This window comes from Streptomyces sp. NPDC050508 (assembly GCF_040655155.1).
Lineage (GTDB): Bacteria > Actinomycetota > Actinomycetes > Streptomycetales > Streptomycetaceae > Streptomyces.
Map to the genome: position 1 here is coordinate 18098 of NZ_JBFAJJ010000036.1, position 16065 is coordinate 34162.

The 16065-nt window shown below is 69.4% G+C and carries 18 protein-coding genes; 7 read left to right on the forward strand and 11 right to left on the reverse strand.

Going from position 1 to position 16065, the window contains the following annotated elements:
• Positions 1-136 precede the first annotated feature (136 nt).
• Positions 137-1345, forward strand: coding sequence for a phosphoserine phosphatase SerB (gene serB / locus AB0I69_RS47690; protein WP_363102120.1), 1209 nt, complete (start codon positions 137-139; stop codon positions 1343-1345).
• A gap of 90 nt (positions 1346-1435) precedes the next feature.
• Here serB and AB0I69_RS47695 read toward each other — a convergent pair whose 3' ends face one another.
• The 4 genes from AB0I69_RS47695 to AB0I69_RS47710 all read right to left on the reverse strand — a co-directional run bounded on the left by AB0I69_RS47695 (position 1436) and on the right by AB0I69_RS47710 (position 3899).
• Positions 1436-1954 carry a histidine phosphatase family protein gene (locus tag AB0I69_RS47695; protein ID WP_363102121.1) on the reverse strand — a complete coding sequence of 173 codons (519 nt, stop codon included), beginning with the start codon at positions 1952-1954 and terminating at the stop codon, positions 1436-1438.
• A gap of 65 nt (positions 1955-2019) precedes the next feature.
• Positions 2020-2226: a hypothetical protein gene (locus AB0I69_RS47700; protein WP_363102122.1), complete on the reverse strand. Its 207-nt coding sequence runs from the start codon at positions 2224-2226 to the stop codon at positions 2020-2022.
• A gap of 170 nt (positions 2227-2396) precedes the next feature.
• Entirely contained in the window at positions 2397-2513 is a 117-nt protein-coding gene (locus AB0I69_RS47705; protein WP_086021959.1) for an SGM_5486 family transporter-associated protein, read from the reverse strand.
• A gap of 48 nt (positions 2514-2561) precedes the next feature.
• Positions 2562-3899, reverse strand: coding sequence for a CynX/NimT family MFS transporter (locus tag AB0I69_RS47710; RefSeq protein WP_363102123.1), 1338 nt, complete (start codon positions 3897-3899; stop codon positions 2562-2564).
• Positions 3900-3969: 70 nt separating this feature from the next.
• Between AB0I69_RS47710 and AB0I69_RS47715 the strand changes: the two genes are divergently transcribed.
• Positions 3970-4656 carry a FadR/GntR family transcriptional regulator gene (locus tag AB0I69_RS47715; RefSeq protein WP_363102124.1) on the forward strand — a complete coding sequence of 229 codons (687 nt, stop codon included), beginning with the start codon at positions 3970-3972 and terminating at the stop codon, positions 4654-4656.
• A gap of 41 nt (positions 4657-4697) precedes the next feature.
• Here AB0I69_RS47715 and AB0I69_RS47720 read toward each other — a convergent pair whose 3' ends face one another.
• The 3 genes from AB0I69_RS47720 to fabG form a co-directional block, all read right to left on the reverse strand.
• Positions 4698-5051, reverse strand: coding sequence for a hypothetical protein (locus tag AB0I69_RS47720; protein WP_363102125.1), 354 nt, complete (start codon positions 5049-5051; stop codon positions 4698-4700).
• Between the two features lie 176 nt (positions 5052-5227).
• On the reverse strand, positions 5228-5995 hold the full coding sequence (gene fabI, locus AB0I69_RS47725; protein ID WP_317886143.1) for an enoyl-ACP reductase FabI: 768 nt from the start codon (positions 5993-5995) through the stop codon (positions 5228-5230).
• A gap of 5 nt (positions 5996-6000) precedes the next feature.
• Entirely contained in the window at positions 6001-6705 is a 705-nt protein-coding gene (gene fabG / locus AB0I69_RS47730) for a 3-oxoacyl-[acyl-carrier-protein] reductase (RefSeq protein ID WP_363102126.1), read from the reverse strand.
• A gap of 240 nt (positions 6706-6945) precedes the next feature.
• Between fabG and AB0I69_RS47735 the strand changes: the two genes are divergently transcribed.
• Genes AB0I69_RS47735 through tyrS form a run of 3 tightly spaced genes read left to right on the forward strand, consistent with a single transcriptional unit; the run spans position 6946 to position 11175 of the window.
• Positions 6946-8469 (forward strand): TldD/PmbA family protein, encoded by a 1524-nt coding sequence (locus AB0I69_RS47735; protein WP_363102127.1) that lies wholly within the window; start codon positions 6946-6948, stop codon positions 8467-8469.
• Positions 8466-9860 (forward strand): metallopeptidase TldD-related protein, encoded by a 1395-nt coding sequence (locus AB0I69_RS47740; RefSeq protein WP_363102128.1) that lies wholly within the window; start codon positions 8466-8468, stop codon positions 9858-9860. The genes AB0I69_RS47735 and AB0I69_RS47740 overlap by 4 nt, the downstream gene beginning before the upstream one ends.
• A gap of 46 nt (positions 9861-9906) precedes the next feature.
• A complete protein-coding gene (gene tyrS, locus AB0I69_RS47745) occupies positions 9907-11175 on the forward strand; it encodes a tyrosine--tRNA ligase (protein WP_363102129.1) in 1269 nt (422 codons plus the stop codon).
• Positions 11176-11264: 89 nt separating this feature from the next.
• On the opposite strand, the gene AB0I69_RS47750 is transcribed toward tyrS, so the two are convergent.
• Entirely contained in the window at positions 11265-11543 is a 279-nt protein-coding gene (locus AB0I69_RS47750) for a GlsB/YeaQ/YmgE family stress response membrane protein (RefSeq protein ID WP_033286407.1), read from the reverse strand.
• Between the two features lie 247 nt (positions 11544-11790).
• Between AB0I69_RS47750 and AB0I69_RS47755 the strand changes: the two genes are divergently transcribed.
• On the forward strand, positions 11791-12177 hold the full coding sequence (locus AB0I69_RS47755; RefSeq protein WP_363102131.1) for a DUF3099 domain-containing protein: 387 nt from the start codon (positions 11791-11793) through the stop codon (positions 12175-12177).
• Positions 12178-12412: 235 nt separating this feature from the next.
• The gene (locus tag AB0I69_RS47760) at positions 12413-12631 is read left to right on the forward strand and encodes a hypothetical protein (protein ID WP_363102132.1); all 219 of its coding nucleotides are present in this window, start codon (positions 12413-12415) and stop codon (positions 12629-12631) included.
• A 19-nt stretch (positions 12632-12650) separates the two neighbouring features.
• Here the strand turns inward: AB0I69_RS47760 and moaA are convergent, their stop codons facing one another.
• From moaA to AB0I69_RS47775, 3 genes are all read right to left on the reverse strand, one after another.
• Entirely contained in the window at positions 12651-13640 is a 990-nt protein-coding gene (gene moaA / locus AB0I69_RS47765) for a GTP 3',8-cyclase MoaA (protein WP_363102133.1), read from the reverse strand.
• A gap of 159 nt (positions 13641-13799) precedes the next feature.
• Entirely contained in the window at positions 13800-15419 is a 1620-nt protein-coding gene (locus tag AB0I69_RS47770; RefSeq protein ID WP_363102134.1) for a cation acetate symporter, read from the reverse strand.
• Positions 15416-15772 (reverse strand): DUF485 domain-containing protein, encoded by a 357-nt coding sequence (locus AB0I69_RS47775; RefSeq protein ID WP_363102135.1) that lies wholly within the window; start codon positions 15770-15772, stop codon positions 15416-15418. Before AB0I69_RS47775 ends, AB0I69_RS47770 begins: the two co-directional genes overlap by 4 nt.
• Between the last annotated feature and the right edge of the window lie 293 nt (positions 15773-16065).

Consider the following 16065-nt stretch of genomic DNA (forward strand, 5'->3'; position numbering starts at 1 on the left):
CACTCGTGACCGTCGTCCAGACCCTTCGTGATCGGCCCGTAAGATTCGCGCCACCCATCCGACACCTACTGTTCCGTGTCCGCTAGGCGGACCTCTGCGGCATAAGGCACTGCGTGCCGGATACGGTGGGGGCATCATGAGCGCTTCGCAGACCTCTGACGTCCCCACTCTCCTCGTCAAGATCTTCGGCAAGGACAGGCCGGGTATCACGGCCGGACTCTTCGACACCCTCGCCGCCTACTCCGTCGACGTGGTCGACATCGAGCAGGTCGTCACGCGTGGCCGGATGGTGCTGTGCGCACTCGTGACCCCGCCGCCCGCCGGGCTCGAAGGGGACCTGCGGGCCACCGTGCACAGCTGGGCCGAGTCGATGAAGATGCAGGCGGAGATCATCTCCGGCCTCGGCGACAACCGGCCGCGTGGCCTGGGCCGTTCGCTCGTGACCGTGCTCGGTCATCCGCTCACCGCGGAGTCCACCGCCGCGATCGCCGCCCGCATCACCAAGGCCGGCGGCAACATCGACCGTATCTTCCGGCTCGCCAAGTACCCCGTGACAGCAGTCGAGTTCGCGGTGTCCGGGGTGGAGACCGAGCCGCTGCGCACCGCCCTTGCCACCCACGCGGCGGCGTTCGGTGTCGACGTCGCCGTCGTGGCGGCGGGGCTGCACCGGCGGGCCCAGCGTCTCGTCGTCATGGACGTCGACTCCACGCTCATCCAGGACGAGGTCATCGAGCTCTTCGCCGCACACGCCGGCTGCGAGGACGAGGTCGCCGAGGTGACCGCCGCCGCGATGCGCGGGGAGCTGGACTTCGAACAGTCGCTGCACGCGCGCGTGGCGTTGCTGGCAGGACTGGACGCCTCGGTCGTGGACAAGGTGCGCAGTGAGGTGCGGCTGACGCCGGGGGCCCGCACCCTGATCCGTACGCTCAAGCGGCTCGGCTATCAAGTCGGTGTCGTGTCGGGCGGGTTCACCCAGGTCACCGATGACCTCAAGGACCGGCTCGGGCTCGACTTCGCCCAGGCCAACACGCTGGAGATCATCGACGGGAAGCTGACCGGCAGGGTCACCGGCGAGATCGTCGACCGCGCGGGCAAGGCACGACTCCTGCGTCGCTTCGCCGCCGAGGCGGGCGTACCGCTCGCGCAGACCGTGGCGATCGGCGACGGCGCCAACGACCTGGACATGCTCAACGCGGCCGGTCTCGGCGTCGCCTTCAACGCGAAGCCGGTCGTACGGGAGGCCGCGCACACCGCGGTGAACGTGCCGTTCCTCGACACCGTGCTGTATCTGCTGGGCGTCACCCGCGAAGAGGTCGAGGCGGCGGACACGCACGACGAGGACTGATCCCGGACCGGGTACGACCTTCGGGGGCCCGGCACCGCAGGGTGCCGGGCCCCTTGTCGTGCGGGACTACGGGACTGCTGGTCTACGGGACTACTCGGACGGCGCCCAGAAGTCGGCCAGCGTCGCCACGCCCGGCTCCAGTGACTTCCAGGAGCCGTCGAAGGTCAGGACGGCGAAGGCGGCGGCCGGGAAGCCGCGGCGGGTCAGCCACTCACGTGCCTCGCCGGTGCCCGGGCCGGAGAGGACCTCGGTCAGGCCCTGGACTCCCGGGTTGTGGCCGATGAGGATCACGTTCTGCGTGTCGTCGGGCGTCTCGTTCAGCACGGCGATCAGCTCGCCGGGCGAGGCCTCGTAGAGCCTCTCCTCGTAGACGGTTTTCGGCCGGTGCGCGAGTTCGTGGACGGCCAGCTTCCAGGTCTCCCGGGTACGGACCGCGGTGGAGCAGAGGGCCAGATCGAAGGGGATGCCGGTGTCGGCGAGTCTGCTTCCGGCGGTGGCCGCGTCCAGGCGGCCCCGCTCAGCGAGCGGCCGCTCGTGATCGGTCACCTCGGGCCAGTCGGCTTTCGCATGCCGGAAGAGGACAATCCTGCGGGGTTCTGCGACGCTCATGGGATCCAGCTTCGCATGAAACAGGCCACGGGGCGCGGGTAGTTGACGGGCGGCTCCGCGGGTGCTCAGCGGCCTATGAACTGCTGCGCGCGCTCGAAGAGGTGCGTGATCATCGGGTCCGAGGCCGCGGCTTGCGCGTCCGTCGGGTTGAGCATCATCACGAGCAACACGATGAAGGCGAACGCCGGCAGGGCGAGGGCCCACCACGGCAGTCTGATGTCGACGCCGCCCGTGGTCGCCGGGTGGGGCCGGGTGTGCGTAGGGGCCGACATGGATGCCTCCGCTGGTCTCCGAGTGGTCCGCGATCCGCTTCTCGCGGTCACACTTCGAAGTTACGGAACGCGCGGCCCCCAACCCATCCGGAGATCCACCCACTTGCCCCTGAGCCTCACCCCCTAGGGGATGGTGGGGACAACCCCACCATCGGCCTACGAGGGCGCGTTCACGGCGACGCGATCGTCGCGATGATGGCGATGACGATGAAGATGGCGAAGAACGAACCGAAGACGAGGAGCATCTTCCGCTGGCCGTTCTGGGGGTTCGGGTCGAGCACTGGCATACGGCCAGTCTCGCACCTGCCGGCCGCGCCCCGTCTGCCGGGGTGAGCTCAGCGGGCCGCCTCGTCCTCCACGGTGCGGTCGCGTCCCGCGAGGACGCCCACGGCCATCTGCGGGACCATCAGGCCGGCCATGAGGGCGATCGGCAGTCCCCAGCCGCCGCTGTGCTGGTAGAGCACGCCGACCAGGAGCGGCCCCGGGACGGAGATCAGATAGCCGGCGCTCTGCGCGAAGGCCGACAGCTGGGCGACGCCCGCGCCGGTCCTGGCCCGCAGGCCGACCATCGTCAGGGCCAGCGGGAAGGCGCAGTTGGAGACGCCGAGCAGCAGGGCCCAGGCCCAGGCTCCAGCGGCCGGTGCGAGGTACAGGCCCGCGTATCCGGCGAGGCCGCAGACACCGAGGGCGATGACGATCGGCCCCTGCCGGGGCAGCCGGGTGGCCAGGCGGGGTATGACGAAGGCGAGCGGCACACCCATCGCCATCGTGACGGCCAGGAGCAGCCCGGCCGTACCCGCGGAGACACCCGCGTCCCGGAAGATCTGTGCCATCCAGCCCATCGTGATGTACGCGGCGGTGGCCTGGAGCCCGAAGAACACGGCGAGCGCCCAGGCGGTACGGCTGCGGGTGATCCGGAGCCGCGGCTGCGCGGGCTCGGCCTCCCGCGCGCGGGTGCGCCGGTTCGCGGGCACCTCATGGCCGAAGGGCGCCTCCCGGTGTCGTACGAGAGCGGTCCACGGCAGTACGGCCGCGGCGGCCAGCGCCGCCCACACGGTCAGGCCGGAGCGCCAACTGCCGCCCAGGGCATCGGTCATGGGCACGGTCAACGCGGCCGCGGCGCCGGTGCCGAGGGCGAGGGCCATCGAGTACAGGCCGGTCATGGAGCCGACCCGGTCGGGGAACCAGCGCTTGACGATGACCGGCATCAGGACGTTGCTCACCGCGATGCCCATGAGCGCGAGCGCGCTGCCGGCCAGGAAGCCCGCCGTACCGCCGACGTACGGCCGTATGAGCAGGCCGGTGGTGATGGCGACCATGCCCGCGCAGACCACCGCGGCCGGGCCGAAGCGGCGGGCCAGGCGCGGGGCCGTGACGCCGAAGAGGGCGAAGCACAGCGGGGGCACGGAGGTGAGCAGTCCGGCGACGCTGCCGCTCATGCCTAGGCCGTCGCGGACCTCTTCGAGGAGGGCGCCGAGGCTGGTGATGGCGGGGCGGAGGTTCAGCGCGGCCAGCACGATGCCGACGACGAGCAGACGCGTCGTCCACGCGCGCGTGGACGCTTTCCCGGCCTGCTTCCCTGTCGGCGCCGGGGAGTCGCTCACGGCGGAGCTGCCGATGTTCGTCGTGGACTTCAGTGTCCGGGTTTCCTCGCTTGCCATGCCGCCCATCATAGAATCATGGGATGATTGGTTGTCCATCCCCGGGTGGCCTGCTTCCGCCCCGCACATGCGAAGGTGTGCCATGCCCCTGAGTCACCCCCGTCGATCGGCGCTGTCCGAGCAGGTCATCGCCGCGCTGCGGAACCAGATCACCTCGGGCGAGTGGCCGGTCGGCTCCCGGATCCCGACCGAGCCGGAGCTGGTCGAGCAGCTCGGAGTCGCCCGCAACACGGTCCGCGAGGCCGTCCGCGCGCTCGCGCACAACGGCCTGCTGGACATCCGCCAGGGCTCGGGCACGTATGTCGTGGCGACGAGCGAGCTGGCCGGCGTGATGCACCGCCGCTTCGCGGACGCCGATCCCCGGCACATCGCCGAACTGCGCTCCACGCTGGAGTCGTCGGCGGCGCAGCTGGCGGCCGAGCGGCGCACCGAGAAGGACCTCAAGCAGCTGGACGCCCTCCTCGCGCGACGTGAGGAGGCCTGGGCATCCGGCGACACGGAGGCCTTCGTGACGGCCGACGCGACCCTTCACATGGCCGTGGTGGCGGCCTCGCACAACGACGTCATGACGGCGATGTACGCCGACCTGGGCGAGGTGCTGCGCGAGTGGCTGCGCGCGGACGTCGGCGAGGAGCTGACTCCGGAGACGTACATGGACCACACGCGGCTCGTGGACGCGATCCGCGCGGGTGACGCACAGGCGGCGGCAGTGGAGGCCGCGGGCTATCCGTTCCTGTGCCGCCCGGGGCGGTTGAGCTCGCCCTCATAAGAAGGGGTTCGACCCCGGCCGTTCCGGTGCTCCGGAGGGGTTCAGCTCGCCCGCTTCTGGTGGCTGACCCACACCGCGCGGACGTCTTCCCAGCAGCGGCCGGCCAGCCGTACGGTCTGCGCCGGTCCGGCGTCGATCCCGGTGCCGTCGCTGTCGATGTCCCACCAGCGGTCGCACTCGATGTGCAGGCTGACACGGTCGGTCTGGGGGTACGGGTTGTGGCAGTACGCGATCACATGCGAGCCGTGGACGGTGGTGCGGCACGCGGCGCCGAACAGCTGGGGTGCGGCTGGTTTTCGAGCCTCCACGCGTGCGTGCGGCATCGCCTCGTACGCCAGGGAGATGACGAGAGCGACGGCGACGGTCACTGAGGCCAGGCTGTGGGACAGGCGCACAAGGGGAACCTCCTCGGTGGTGCTGGGGAGGGAATCGCGTGGGTGAACGCGTAATCCAGAGTGCGCAGTTGTGCCCTGCTCCCGCCCGGCCGGAGGGGCCGAACGGGTGACGCCCCGCTCCCCGCGCGGTGCGGGAAACGGGGCGTCGACGCCGTAGGAGAGGCCGGGCCGGGAGGTCAGGCTCCGATGGCGTGCAGGCCGCCGTCGACGTGGACGATCTCGCCGGTGGTCTTCGGGAACCAGTCGCTCAGGAGGGCGACGATGGCCTTGCCGGCCGGCTCCGGGTCGTTGAGGTCCCACTCCAGGGGGGAGCGGTTGTCCCACACGGAGGCCAGCTCACTGAAGCCCGGGATGGACTTGGCGGCCATCGAGCCGAGCGGGCCCGCGGAGACGAGGTTGCAGCGGATGTTCTGCTTGCCCAGGTCGCGGGCGAGGTAGCGGCTGGTGGCCTCCAGGGCGGCCTTGGCCGGGCCCATCCAGTCGTACTGCGGCCACGCGAAGGACGCGTCGAAGGTGAGGCCGACGACCGAGCCGCCGTTCTGCATCAGCGGCAGGCAGGCCATGGTCAGCGACTTCAGGGAGAACGCCGAGACGTGCATCGCCGTGGCGACCGACGCGAACGGCGTGTTGAGGAAGTTGCCGCCGAGCGCGTCCGGCGGCGCGAACCCGATGGAGTGCACGACACCGTCCAGGCCGCCCAGTTCCTCGCCCACGACGTCGGCGAGGCGCGCCAGGTGCTCGTCGTTGGTGACGTCGAGCTCGATGACCTTGGTGGGCTTGGGGAGCTTCTTGGCGATGCGCTCGGTCAGCGTGGGCCGCGGGAACGCGGTCAGGATGATCTCGGCGCCCTGCTCCTGGGCCTGCTTGGCGGCGTGGAAGGCGATGGAGGACTCCAGCAGCACACCGGAGATCAGGACGCGCTTGCCCTCAAGAATTCCGCTCATGGTGATCAGTGACCCATTCCCAGTCCGCCGTCAACAGGGATGACGGCTCCAGTGATGTACGAGGCGTCGTCCGAGGCCAGGAACCGCACCGTCGCGGCGACCTCCTCGGGCTGCGCGTAACGACCGAGCGGCACCTGCTTGACGATGCCCTCACGCTGCTCGTCGGTGAGCACCTTGGTCATGTCGGTGTCGACGAAGCCGGGCGCGACGACGTTGAAGGTGATGTTGCGCGAGCCCAGCTCACGGGCGAGGGAGCGCGCGAAACCGACCAGCGCGGCCTTGGAGGCGGCGTAGTTCGCCTGCCCGGGGCCGCCCATCAGGCCGACGACCGACGAGATCAGGATGACGCGGCCCTTCTTGGCGCGCAGCATGGCGCGGTTGGCGCGCTTGACGACGCGGAAGGTGCCGGTGAGGTTGGTGTCGATGACCGAGGTGAAGTCCTCCTCGGACATGCGCATCAGGAGCTGGTCCTTGGTGACGCCGGCGTTGGCGATCAGGACCTCGACCGGGCCGTGCTCGGCCTCGATCTCCTTGTAGGCCTGCTCCACCTGCTCGGTGTCGGTGATGTCGCACTTGACGGCCAGGAAGCCGGCCGGCGGCTCACCCGAGCGGTACGTGATCGCGACCTTGTCGCCGGCGTCGGCGAACGCACGGGCGATGGCGAGGCCGATGCCCCGGTTGCCTCCGGTGACGAGAACCGAGCGGCTCAACGGATCACCCTTTCGATAGCGGTCCTGCGCGCCTGCCCGGTACACCTGGTTGGCAGACGGCCTTATCGAAAACCTATCGGTCGGCTCGCTCCACGGGACAATCGGGCACCGACAGCGGGTTACGGGGCTCCCTGTCGGGTTTCTACAGAAAGAGCCGACGCCGAACGGAAACGTGTGGTCCTCGCACCGTCTCGCGCGACATGATCGGACCCGACAGGCCACGACAGCAGGGAGCCCTCCGTGCCTCATTCCATCGACGAAGCCTTCACGGCGCTTCCCCTACGCGCCCTGGCCGATGCCGCGCTCGCACGCGCGCGTGCGCTCGGGGCCGAGCACGCGGACTTCCGGTTCGAGCGGGTGCGCAGCGCGTCCTGGCGGCTGCGGGACGCCCGGCCCGCCGGTACGTCGGACACCACCGACCTCGGGTACGCGGTGCGGGTCGTGCACGGCGGCACCTGGGGGTTCGCGTCCGGGGTGGACCTGAGTCTGGACGCCGCCGCCAAGGTCGCCTCGCAGGCGGTGGCGATGGCGAAGCTCTCCGCCCAGGTGATCAAGGCGGCCGGGTCGGACGAGCGGGTCGAGCTGGCCGCCGAGCCCGTGCACGCGGAGCGGACGTGGATCTCGTCGTACGAGATCGATCCCTTCTCGGTGCCCGACGAGGAGAAGGCGGGGCTGCTCGCGGACTGGAGCGCCCGGCTGCTCGCGGCGGACGGCGTCAACCACGTGGACGCGTCGCTGCTCACCGTGCACGAGAACAAGTTCTACGCCGACACCGCCGGGACGGTGACCACGCAGCAGCGCGTCCGGCTGCACCCGCAGCTGAACGCGGTGTCGGTCGACGAGTCGAGCGGTGAGTTCGACTCCATGCGCACCATCGCGCCGCCCGTGGGGCGCGGCTGGGAGTACCTCACAGGCACCGGCTGGGACTGGGACGAGGAGCTGGCGCGGATCCCCGAGCTGCTCGCCGAGAAGATGCGGGCGCCGAGCGTCGAGGCGGGCCTGTACGACCTCGTCGTCGACCCGTCCAACCTCTGGCTGACGATCCACGAGTCCATCGGCCACGCCACCGAACTGGACCGCGCGCTCGGCTACGAGGCCGCCTACGCCGGCACGTCCTTCGCCACCTTCGACAAGCTCGGCAAGCTCAAGTACGGCTCCGAGCGCATGAACGTCACCGGTGACCGCACCGCCGAACACGGCCTCGCGACCATCGGCTACGACGACGAGGGCGTCGAGGGCCAGTCCTGGGACCTGGTCAAGGACGGCACCCTGGTCGGCTACCAACTCGACCGCCGCATCGCCAAGTTGACGGGCTTCGACCGCTCGAACGGCTGCGCGTACGCCGACTCCCCCGGCCATGTGCCGGTGCAGCGCATGGCCAACGTGTCGCTGCAGCCGGACCCGGCGGGGCTGTCCACGGAGGATCTGATCGGCGGGGTCGACCGCGGGATCTACGTGGTGGGCGACCGGTCGTGGTCGATCGACATGCAGAGGTACAACTTCCAGTTCACCGGACAGCGGTTCTTCAAGATCGAGAACGGGCGGATCACCGGGCAGCTGCGGGACGTCGCGTACCAGGCGACGACCACCGACTTCTGGGGGTCCATGGCGGCCGTCGGCGGTCCGCAGACGTACGTCCTGGGCGGCGCCTTCAACTGTGGCAAGGCCCAGCCGGGCCAGGTCGCCTCGGTCTCGCACGGCTGCCCGTCGGCCCTCTTCACGGGCGTCAACATCCTCAACACCACCCAGGAGGCCGGTCGATGAGTCCTCGTACGAACAAGCCGCACGAGATCGTCGAGCGCGCCCTCGCACTGTCGCGGGCCGACGGCTGTGTCGTCATCGCCGACGAGCAGTCGACCGCCAACCTCCGCTGGGCGGGCAATGCGTTGACCACGAACGGCGTCACGCGCGGGCGCACGCTCACCGTCATCGCGACCGTCGACGGCAAGGAGGGCACCGCCTCGGGGGTCGTGTCCCGGTCGGCCGTCACCCCGGAGGAGCTGGAGCCGCTCGTACGGGCCGCCGAGGCCGCCGCGCGCGGGGCCGCGCCCGCCGAGGACGCGCAGCCGCTCGTCACGGGCGTGGCCCCCTCGCCCGACTTCACGGACGGGCCCGCCGAGACCTCGTCCAGCGTGTTCACCGACTTCGCTCCGGCGCTCGGCGAATCGTTCGCACGCGCGCGTGCGGGCGGTCGCGAGCTGTACGGCTTCGCCAACCACGAGCTGGTCACCAGCTATCTCGGTACGTCGACGGGGCTGCGCCTGCGCCACGACCAGCCCAACGGCACGCTGGAGCTGAACGCCAAGTCCCCGGACCGTACGCGCTCGGCCTGGGCCGGCCGCTCGACCCGGGACTTCAAGGACGTCGACCCGGCGGCCCTGGACGCCGAGTTGGCCGTACGGCTGGGCTGGGCGGAGCGGAAGATCGAGCTGCCCGCGGGCCGGTACGAGACGCTGCTGCCGCCTACCGCGGTCGCGGACCTGCTGATCTATCAGATGTGGTCGGCGTCGGGCCGGGACGCGGTCGAGGGGCGCACGGTGTTCTCCAAGCCCGGCGGCGGCACCCGTGTCGGCGAGCGGCTCGCCGAACTGCCGCTGACGTTGCGCAGCGACCCGAACGAACCGGGCCTGGAATCCGCCCCGTTCGTGCTCGCGCACACCTCGGGAGGCGACCAGTCGGTGTTCGACAACGGGCTGCCGCTGACCGCCACCGACTGGGTGCGCGAGGGCGAGTTGCAGCACCTGTTGACGAGTCGGCACAGCGCGGGTCTGACCGGGCTGCCGGTGGCGCCGTCGATCGACAACCTGATCCTGAGCGGGGGCGAGGACCGCTCCCTGGAGGAGATGGTCGCGAACACCGCGCGCGGGCTGCTGCTGACCTGCCTCTGGTACATCCGCGAGGTCGACCCGGCGACGCTGCTGCTGACCGGGCTGACCCGGGACGGCGTCTATCTCGTCGAGAACGGCGAGGTGGCGGGCGAGGTGAACAACTTCCGGTTCAACGAGTCGCCGGTGGATCTGCTGGGGCGGGCGACCGAGGCCGGGCGGACGGAAAAGACGCTGCCGAGGGAATGGAGCGACTGGTTCACTAGGGCTGCGATGCCCGCGCTGCGGGTGCCGGACTTCAATATGAGCTCTGTCAGTCAGGGCGTATAACCTCGTACCTGATTCCACGAGACCATCCCAAGGAGATACGAGAACCGTGACGGACATCGTCGACGAGCTGAAGTGGCGGGGCCTGTTCGCCCTGTCCACTGACGAAGATGCTTTGCGCAAGGCGCTCGCGGACGGTCCCGTCACGTTCTATTGCGGCTTCGACCCGACGGCGCCGTCGCTCCACCTGGGTCACCTGGTGCAGGTGCTCACCGTGCGCCGGCTCCAGCAGGCCGGCCACCGGCCGCTGGCGCTGGTCGGCGGGGCCACGGGCCAGATCGGCGACCCGCGCCCGACGGCGGAGCGCACGCTGAACGACCCGGAGACGGTCGCCGGCTGGGTGCAGAAGCTGCGCCGTCAGATCGAGCCGTTCCTGTCCTTCGAGGGCGAGAACGCCGCGGTCATGGTCAACAACCTCGACTGGACGGCGAACCTCTCCGCGATCGAGTTCCTGCGCGACATCGGCAAGCACTTCCGCGTGAACAAGATGCTGGCGAAGGACTCGGTCGCCAAGCGTCTGGACTCCGACCAGGGCATCAGCTACACGGAGTTCAGCTACCAGATCCTCCAGGGCATGGACTTCCTCCAGCTCTACCGAAGGTACGGCTGCACGCTCCAGCAGGGCGGCAGCGACCAGTGGGGCAACCTCACGGCGGGCCTGGACCTGATCCACCGCCTGGAGCCGGACGCCACGGTGCACGCCTACGGCACGCCGCTGATGACCAAGGCCGACGGCACGAAGTTCAGCAAGTCCGAGGGCACCGCCATCTGGCTCGACCCGGAGATGACCACCCCGTACGCGTTCTACCAGTTCTGGCTGAACACCGACGACCGGGACATCTCCACGTACGCGCGCATGCTGTCCTTCAAGTCCCGCGAGGAGCTTGAGGAGTTGGAGAAGCAGACCGAGGAGCGTCCCCAGGCCCGCGCCGCGCAGCGCGCGCTGGCGGAGGAGCTGACGACGCTGGTGCACGGCGCCGAGCAGACCGCCGCCGTGACCGCCGCGTCCAAGGCCCTCTTCGGACAGGGCGAGCTGGCGGACCTGGACGAGAAGACGCTGGCCGCGTCCCTCTCCGAGGTACCGCACGTCCAGGTCGCCGAACTGGGTCTCGTCGTCGACCTGTTCGCCGAGGTGGGGCTGGTGGCGAGCAAGTCCGCCGCGCGCCGCACGGTCAAGGAGGGCGGCGCGTACGTGAACAACGTAAAGGTCGCCGCGGAGGATGCCGTGCCGGCGAAGGAAGATCTGCTGCACGGGCGGTGGCTGGTGTTGCGGCGGGGCAAGAAGAACCTCGCCGCCGTTGAAGTGACTGGAGCGTAAGCGCCAAAGGGGCGCGGGTGCACTGCGGGCCGCGGCTTTCGTCGTGGCTGGTCGCGCAGTTCCCCGCGCCCCTTTGGGGCGCGCTGTCCTCAGGCTCGTTGTTTGTTCTTGCCGATCGTCGCCATGTACGCCATGTCGACGACGAAGACGATGATGATCGCGGCGACGAGCTGGAACGCGTGGCGGCTCCAGTCGATGCCACTGGTCGCGTCGACGCCGGCCGCTCGGGCAATGGCGTTGCCCACGATGGCGCCGAGAATGCCGCAGATGGTGGTCAGCCAGAGCGGACTGTGCTGCTTGCCCGGGATGATCGCCTTCGCGATCAGGCCCAGCACGAATCCCACGATGATCGCCCACAACCAGCCCATGGCTGCCTCCTTGTACGGCTCGACGCGAGCATTACGCCAAGCGTGGGCCGGGTCGCCGTACGGCGCATGTCGGGTACGGCCGTACGTGTTACGGCGCAGATCGTTCGCCCAGGCCCGAGGTGCCCCGGTCTCGAAGGCGACGCAGGCGCGGCGTAACGTAGGACGAGTCGGGGCCCGGTTCCCGGATCGGGTGTGAGCCGGGGGTGCGGGCCGGGGAGAGTCCGATGCGGGCGGATGGTGGAATGTGATGCGGAAGCTGCACGGCGAAGGCAACGCCCAGGTGTTCCGGATCACCGGAGCCCGGACGGGACTCGCGGAGGACATCCGCGGACGCCAGCGCCGGTACGTCATCTCGATGTCGATCCGCACGGTGTCGGTGATTCTCGCCTGTTCGTTGTGGAACGTGGAACGGCACGTCGCGATCGTCGCGTTGGTGCTCGGCGTGCTCCTCCCCTATGTCGCCGTGGTGGTCGCGAATGCCGGGCGGGAGAATGCGCCGGGGCTGCCGTCGACGTTCGTCACCACGCCGTTGCGGCCGATGATCACACCGCCGCGGTCGGACGAGGGGGTCGCGGAACCCGTCCCGGAAGAGGTCGTGCCGGAGCCGACACCCGGTGTGCGGGGCGAACCGTAGGACCGGTCGTGACCATGGCGAACGTGCCATAAGCGGAAGTCGGCTCCGCATCAAGCTCAAGAAAAGCTCAGATCAATCATGTTGTTCCGGTGCCGAGCGACCGGTTACCCGTGACATACTTCGTACGCGCTCCGCATCCCCCGTCGGAGCGACAGACCGACGCCGGGCAGCTCCCCCCGTGGCTGCTCGGCGTCGCCTTTTCAGCGCATCTGTGAGACGAATTCCGTGGGTTCCCGTGAGTGACGAGACGCCGATCTGCTCCGCGAAGGGCTGCCGCGCCGAGGCCGTGTGGGTGCTCGCGTGGAACAACCCGAAGATCCATACGCCGGAGCGACGCAAGACGTGGCTCGCGTGCGAGGAGCATCGCGAGCATCTGTCGCAGTTCCTCGGTGTGCGGAGCTTCTTGAAGGACGTCGTCAAGCTCGCGGACTGGGAAGAGCCCGAGAGCTCCTAGCGTCTGCCGCTGCGTCGCCTCAGCCGCCGATCGCCGACATCGGTCGGTCGGGCTGAAGGAACGAGGGGTCGTCCAGGCCCGAGCCCGCCTTCTTGCCCCACATCGCGAGGCGCCAGATGCGGGCGATCTCCTCGTCCGGTGCGTCCGAGCGCAGGGCGGTGCGGAGGCTGGTCTCCTCGCGGGCGAACAGGCAGTTGCGTATCTGGCCGTCGGCGGTGAGGCGGGTGCGGTCGCAGGCTCCGCAGAACGGGCGGGTGACCGAGGCGATGACGCCCACGCGGTGCGGGCCGCCGTCCACGATCCAGCGCTCGGCCGGGGCCGAGCCGCGCTCGTCGGTGCCTTCGGGGGTCAGCTCGAAGCGGGTGCGGAGGGAGGCGAGGATGTCGCCGGCCGTGACCATGCCGTCGCGCTTCCAGCCGTGCTGGGCGTCCAGGGGCATCTGCTCGATGAAGCGCAGTTCGTAGTCGTGCCCGACGGCCCAGGCCAGCAGGTCCGGGGCCTCGTCGTCGTTGAGCCCCGGCATCAGCACCGAGTTGATCTTGACCGGGGTCAGGCCCGCGTCGTGGGCTGCTTCGAGGCCCGCGAGGACGTCCTTGAGTCGGTCGCGGCGGGTGAGGGCCTTGAAGACGTCCGGGCGCAGGGTGTCCAGGGAGACGTTGACCCGGTCCAGGCCCGCCGCCTTCAGGGCGGTCGCCGTGCGCTTGAGACCGATGCCGTTGGTGGTCAGCGACATCTGCGGGCGGGGGGCCAGGGCCGCGACCCGCTCGACGATGCCGACCAGGCCGGGGCGGAGCAGGGGCTCGCCGCCGGTGAAGCGGACTTCCTCGATACCGAGGGAGGTGACCGCTATGTCGATCAGGCGGACGATCTCGTCGTCCGTGAGGAGGTCGGGCTTGGCCAGCCACTGCAGGCCCTCCTCGGGCATGCAGTACGTACACCGGAGGTTGCACCGGTCGGTCAGTGAAACCCTCAGGTCGGTGGCCACTCGGCCGTAGGTGTCGATGAGCACGTGGGCCCCCTCCCTCGATTTGATCGCATGTTTTCCGACACCTGCGAGCCTACGCGACACCTCTGACATCGAGGGCGGACCGATCCCACGAGGTACGACGCGACCGCGTCGTAGGGATCTACGACGCGGCCAGCGACGTGGGGGACCGAGTGGGGGGACTCAGTGGGCTCCGGTGCCGGTCAGGGACCGTACCTCCAGCTCCGCGTACTTGCCGGTGTCCGGCTCCTCCTTGGAGAGGATCGTGCCGAGCCAGCCCAGCAGGAAGCCGACCGGGATGGAGATGATGCCGGGGTTCTCCAGGGGGAACCAGTGGAAGTCGACGTCCGGGAACATCGAGGCGGGTTTCCCGGAGACGACCGGCGAGAACAGGACCAGGCCGACCGCGGTGACCAGGCCGCCGTAGATCGACCACAGGGCTCCCGAAGTGGTGAACCGCTTCCAGAAGAGGCTGTAGAGGATCGTCGGGAGGTTGGCGGAGGCGGCGACCGCGAAGGCGAGGGCGACCAGGCCGGCGACGTTCAGGTCGCGGGCGAGGGCGCCGAGGACGATGGAGACGGCGCCGATGCCGACCGTGGCGTAGCGGGCGGCGGCCATCTCCTGCTTCTCCGTCGCCTGTCCGCGCTTGATGACGTTCGCGTAGATGTCGTGGGCGAACGAGGAGGACGAGGCCAGGGTCAGGCCGGCGACGACCGCGAGGATCGTGGCGAAGGCGACCGCCGAGATGCTGGCCAGGAGGATCGCGCCCCAGTTGGAGTCGACGCCGCCCAGATGGAGGGCCAGGAGGGGGGCCGCCGTGTTGCCCGCCTTGTTGGAGGCGATGATCTCGTCCGGTTTGATCAGTGCCGCGGCGCCGAAGCCGAGGGCCAGGGTCATCAGGTAGAAGGCGCCGATGAGGCCGATGGCCCAGTTGACCGACTTACGGGCGGCCTTGGCGGTGGGCACCGTGTAGAAGCGGATCAGGATGTGCGGCAGTCCCGCGGTGCCGAGGACCAGGGCGATGCCCAGGGAGATGAAGTCCAGCTTGGTGGTGCCGGTGGCGCCGTACTTGAGGCCGGGGTTCAGGAAGGCGGAGCCCTTGCCGCTGTTGGAGGCGGCCTTGCCGAGCAGGTCGGAGACGTTGAAGTTGAACTTCAGCAGCACCAGGAAGGTCAGCAGCAGGGCGCCCGCGATGAGCAGGCAGGCCTTGACCATCTGGACCCAGGTGGTGCCCTTCATGCCGCCGATGGTGACGTACACGATCATCAGGACGCCGACCAGGGCGACGATGCCGATCTTGCCCGCGTCGCTGGTGATGCCGAGGAGCAGGGAGACCAGGACGCCCGCTCCGGCCATCTGCGCCAGCAGGTAGAAGATCGAGACCACGATGGTGGAGGTGCCGGCCGCCGTACGGACCGGGCGCTGGCGCATGCGGTACGCGAGGACGTCGCCCATGGTGTAGCGGCCGGAATTGCGCAGCGGTTCGGCCACCAGGAGCAGGGCGACCAGCCAGGCCACCAGGAAGCCGATGGAGTACAGGAAGCCGTCGTAGCCGAAGAGGGCGATGGCGCCCGCGATGCCGAGGAAGGACGCGGCGGACATGTAGTCGCCGGAGACGGCGAGGCCGTTCTGGAAGGCGGTGAACTGACGGCCGCCCGCGTAGAAGTCGGCGGCGCTCTTGGTCTGGCGGCCCGCCCATACGGTGATGACGAGCGTGGCGGCGACGAAGATCGCGAACAGGGTGATGATCAGTGGTCGGTGCTGGCTCGCCTCTCCGGCGGCCAGGGTGATCGCGGGGCTCATGCGCCGCCCTCCATCCGGGACTTGATGGCCTCACCCTTGGGGTCGAGCTTCGCGGCGGAGTACCGCGAGTACCACCAGGCGATGAGGAACGTGGTGAGGAACTGGCCGAGGCCCAGGACCAGGGCGACGTTGATGTTGCCTACGACCTTGGTGTCCATGAAGTCGTCCGCGTAGTTGCACAGCAGGACGTACAGCAGGTACCAGACGATGAAGGCGACGGTCAGCGGGAAGGCGAAGGAGCGGTGGGCGCGGCGCAGTTCGGCGAACTCCGCGCTCTCCTGGACCTGTTCGAACTCCTCGGTACTGGGGAGTTGGCGTTCGGCTTTCGAGGGGGGTGGTGTCTCGGTGGCCACGGTGTCTCCTCGCGTTACGGACATGCTGGTTCTGACCTCACAGACCTACGGATCACGCCACCAGGAGTGATCGATCGACTCCCCTGTGCGATATCGAGGGGATCCCCGATCCTGCTGGCGCTTCCTGCCCAAGGTCACGGCGCCACGCGTGGAGCGGTTCAACTCCTTTGACTTCTTTCGGAACTCGTCTTTGGGAAATCATTGCTGGCCAGCCGCCGCGGGAGATAACTTCAGCTGGCACCACTCGTCATGTACCTGCCCGAGTGCCATCGCGTCTCGGGCTGTTCTGTTTC

Coding starts and splice junctions, on each gene's coding strand:
- AB0I69_RS47700 (WP_363102122.1), bottom strand. CDS start 2,226: ATGTCGGCCCCTACGCACACCCGGCCCCACCCGGCGACCACGGGCGGC.
- serB (WP_363102120.1), top strand. CDS start 137: ATGAGCGCTTCGCAGACCTCTGACGTCCCCACTCTCCTCGTCAAGATC.
- AB0I69_RS47770 (WP_363102134.1), bottom strand. CDS start 15,419: ATGAGCCCCGCGATCACCCTGGCCGCCGGAGAGGCGAGCCAGCACCGA.
- AB0I69_RS47695 (WP_363102121.1), bottom strand. CDS start 1,954: ATGAGCGTCGCAGAACCCCGCAGGATTGTCCTCTTCCGGCATGCGAAA.
- AB0I69_RS47705 (WP_086021959.1), bottom strand. CDS start 2,513: ATGCCAGTGCTCGACCCGAACCCCCAGAACGGCCAGCGGAAGATGCTC.
- AB0I69_RS47750 (WP_033286407.1), bottom strand. CDS start 11,543: ATGGGCTGGTTGTGGGCGATCATCGTGGGATTCGTGCTGGGCCTGATC.
- AB0I69_RS47755 (WP_363102131.1), top strand. CDS start 11,791: ATGCGGAAGCTGCACGGCGAAGGCAACGCCCAGGTGTTCCGGATCACC.
- AB0I69_RS47710 (WP_363102123.1), bottom strand. CDS start 3,899: ATGATGGGCGGCATGGCAAGCGAGGAAACCCGGACACTGAAGTCCACG.
- fabI (WP_317886143.1), bottom strand. CDS start 5,995: ATGAGCGGAATTCTTGAGGGCAAGCGCGTCCTGATCTCCGGTGTGCTG.
- AB0I69_RS47740 (WP_363102128.1), top strand. CDS start 8,466: ATGAGTCCTCGTACGAACAAGCCGCACGAGATCGTCGAGCGCGCCCTC.
- AB0I69_RS47715 (WP_363102124.1), top strand. CDS start 3,970: ATGCCCCTGAGTCACCCCCGTCGATCGGCGCTGTCCGAGCAGGTCATC.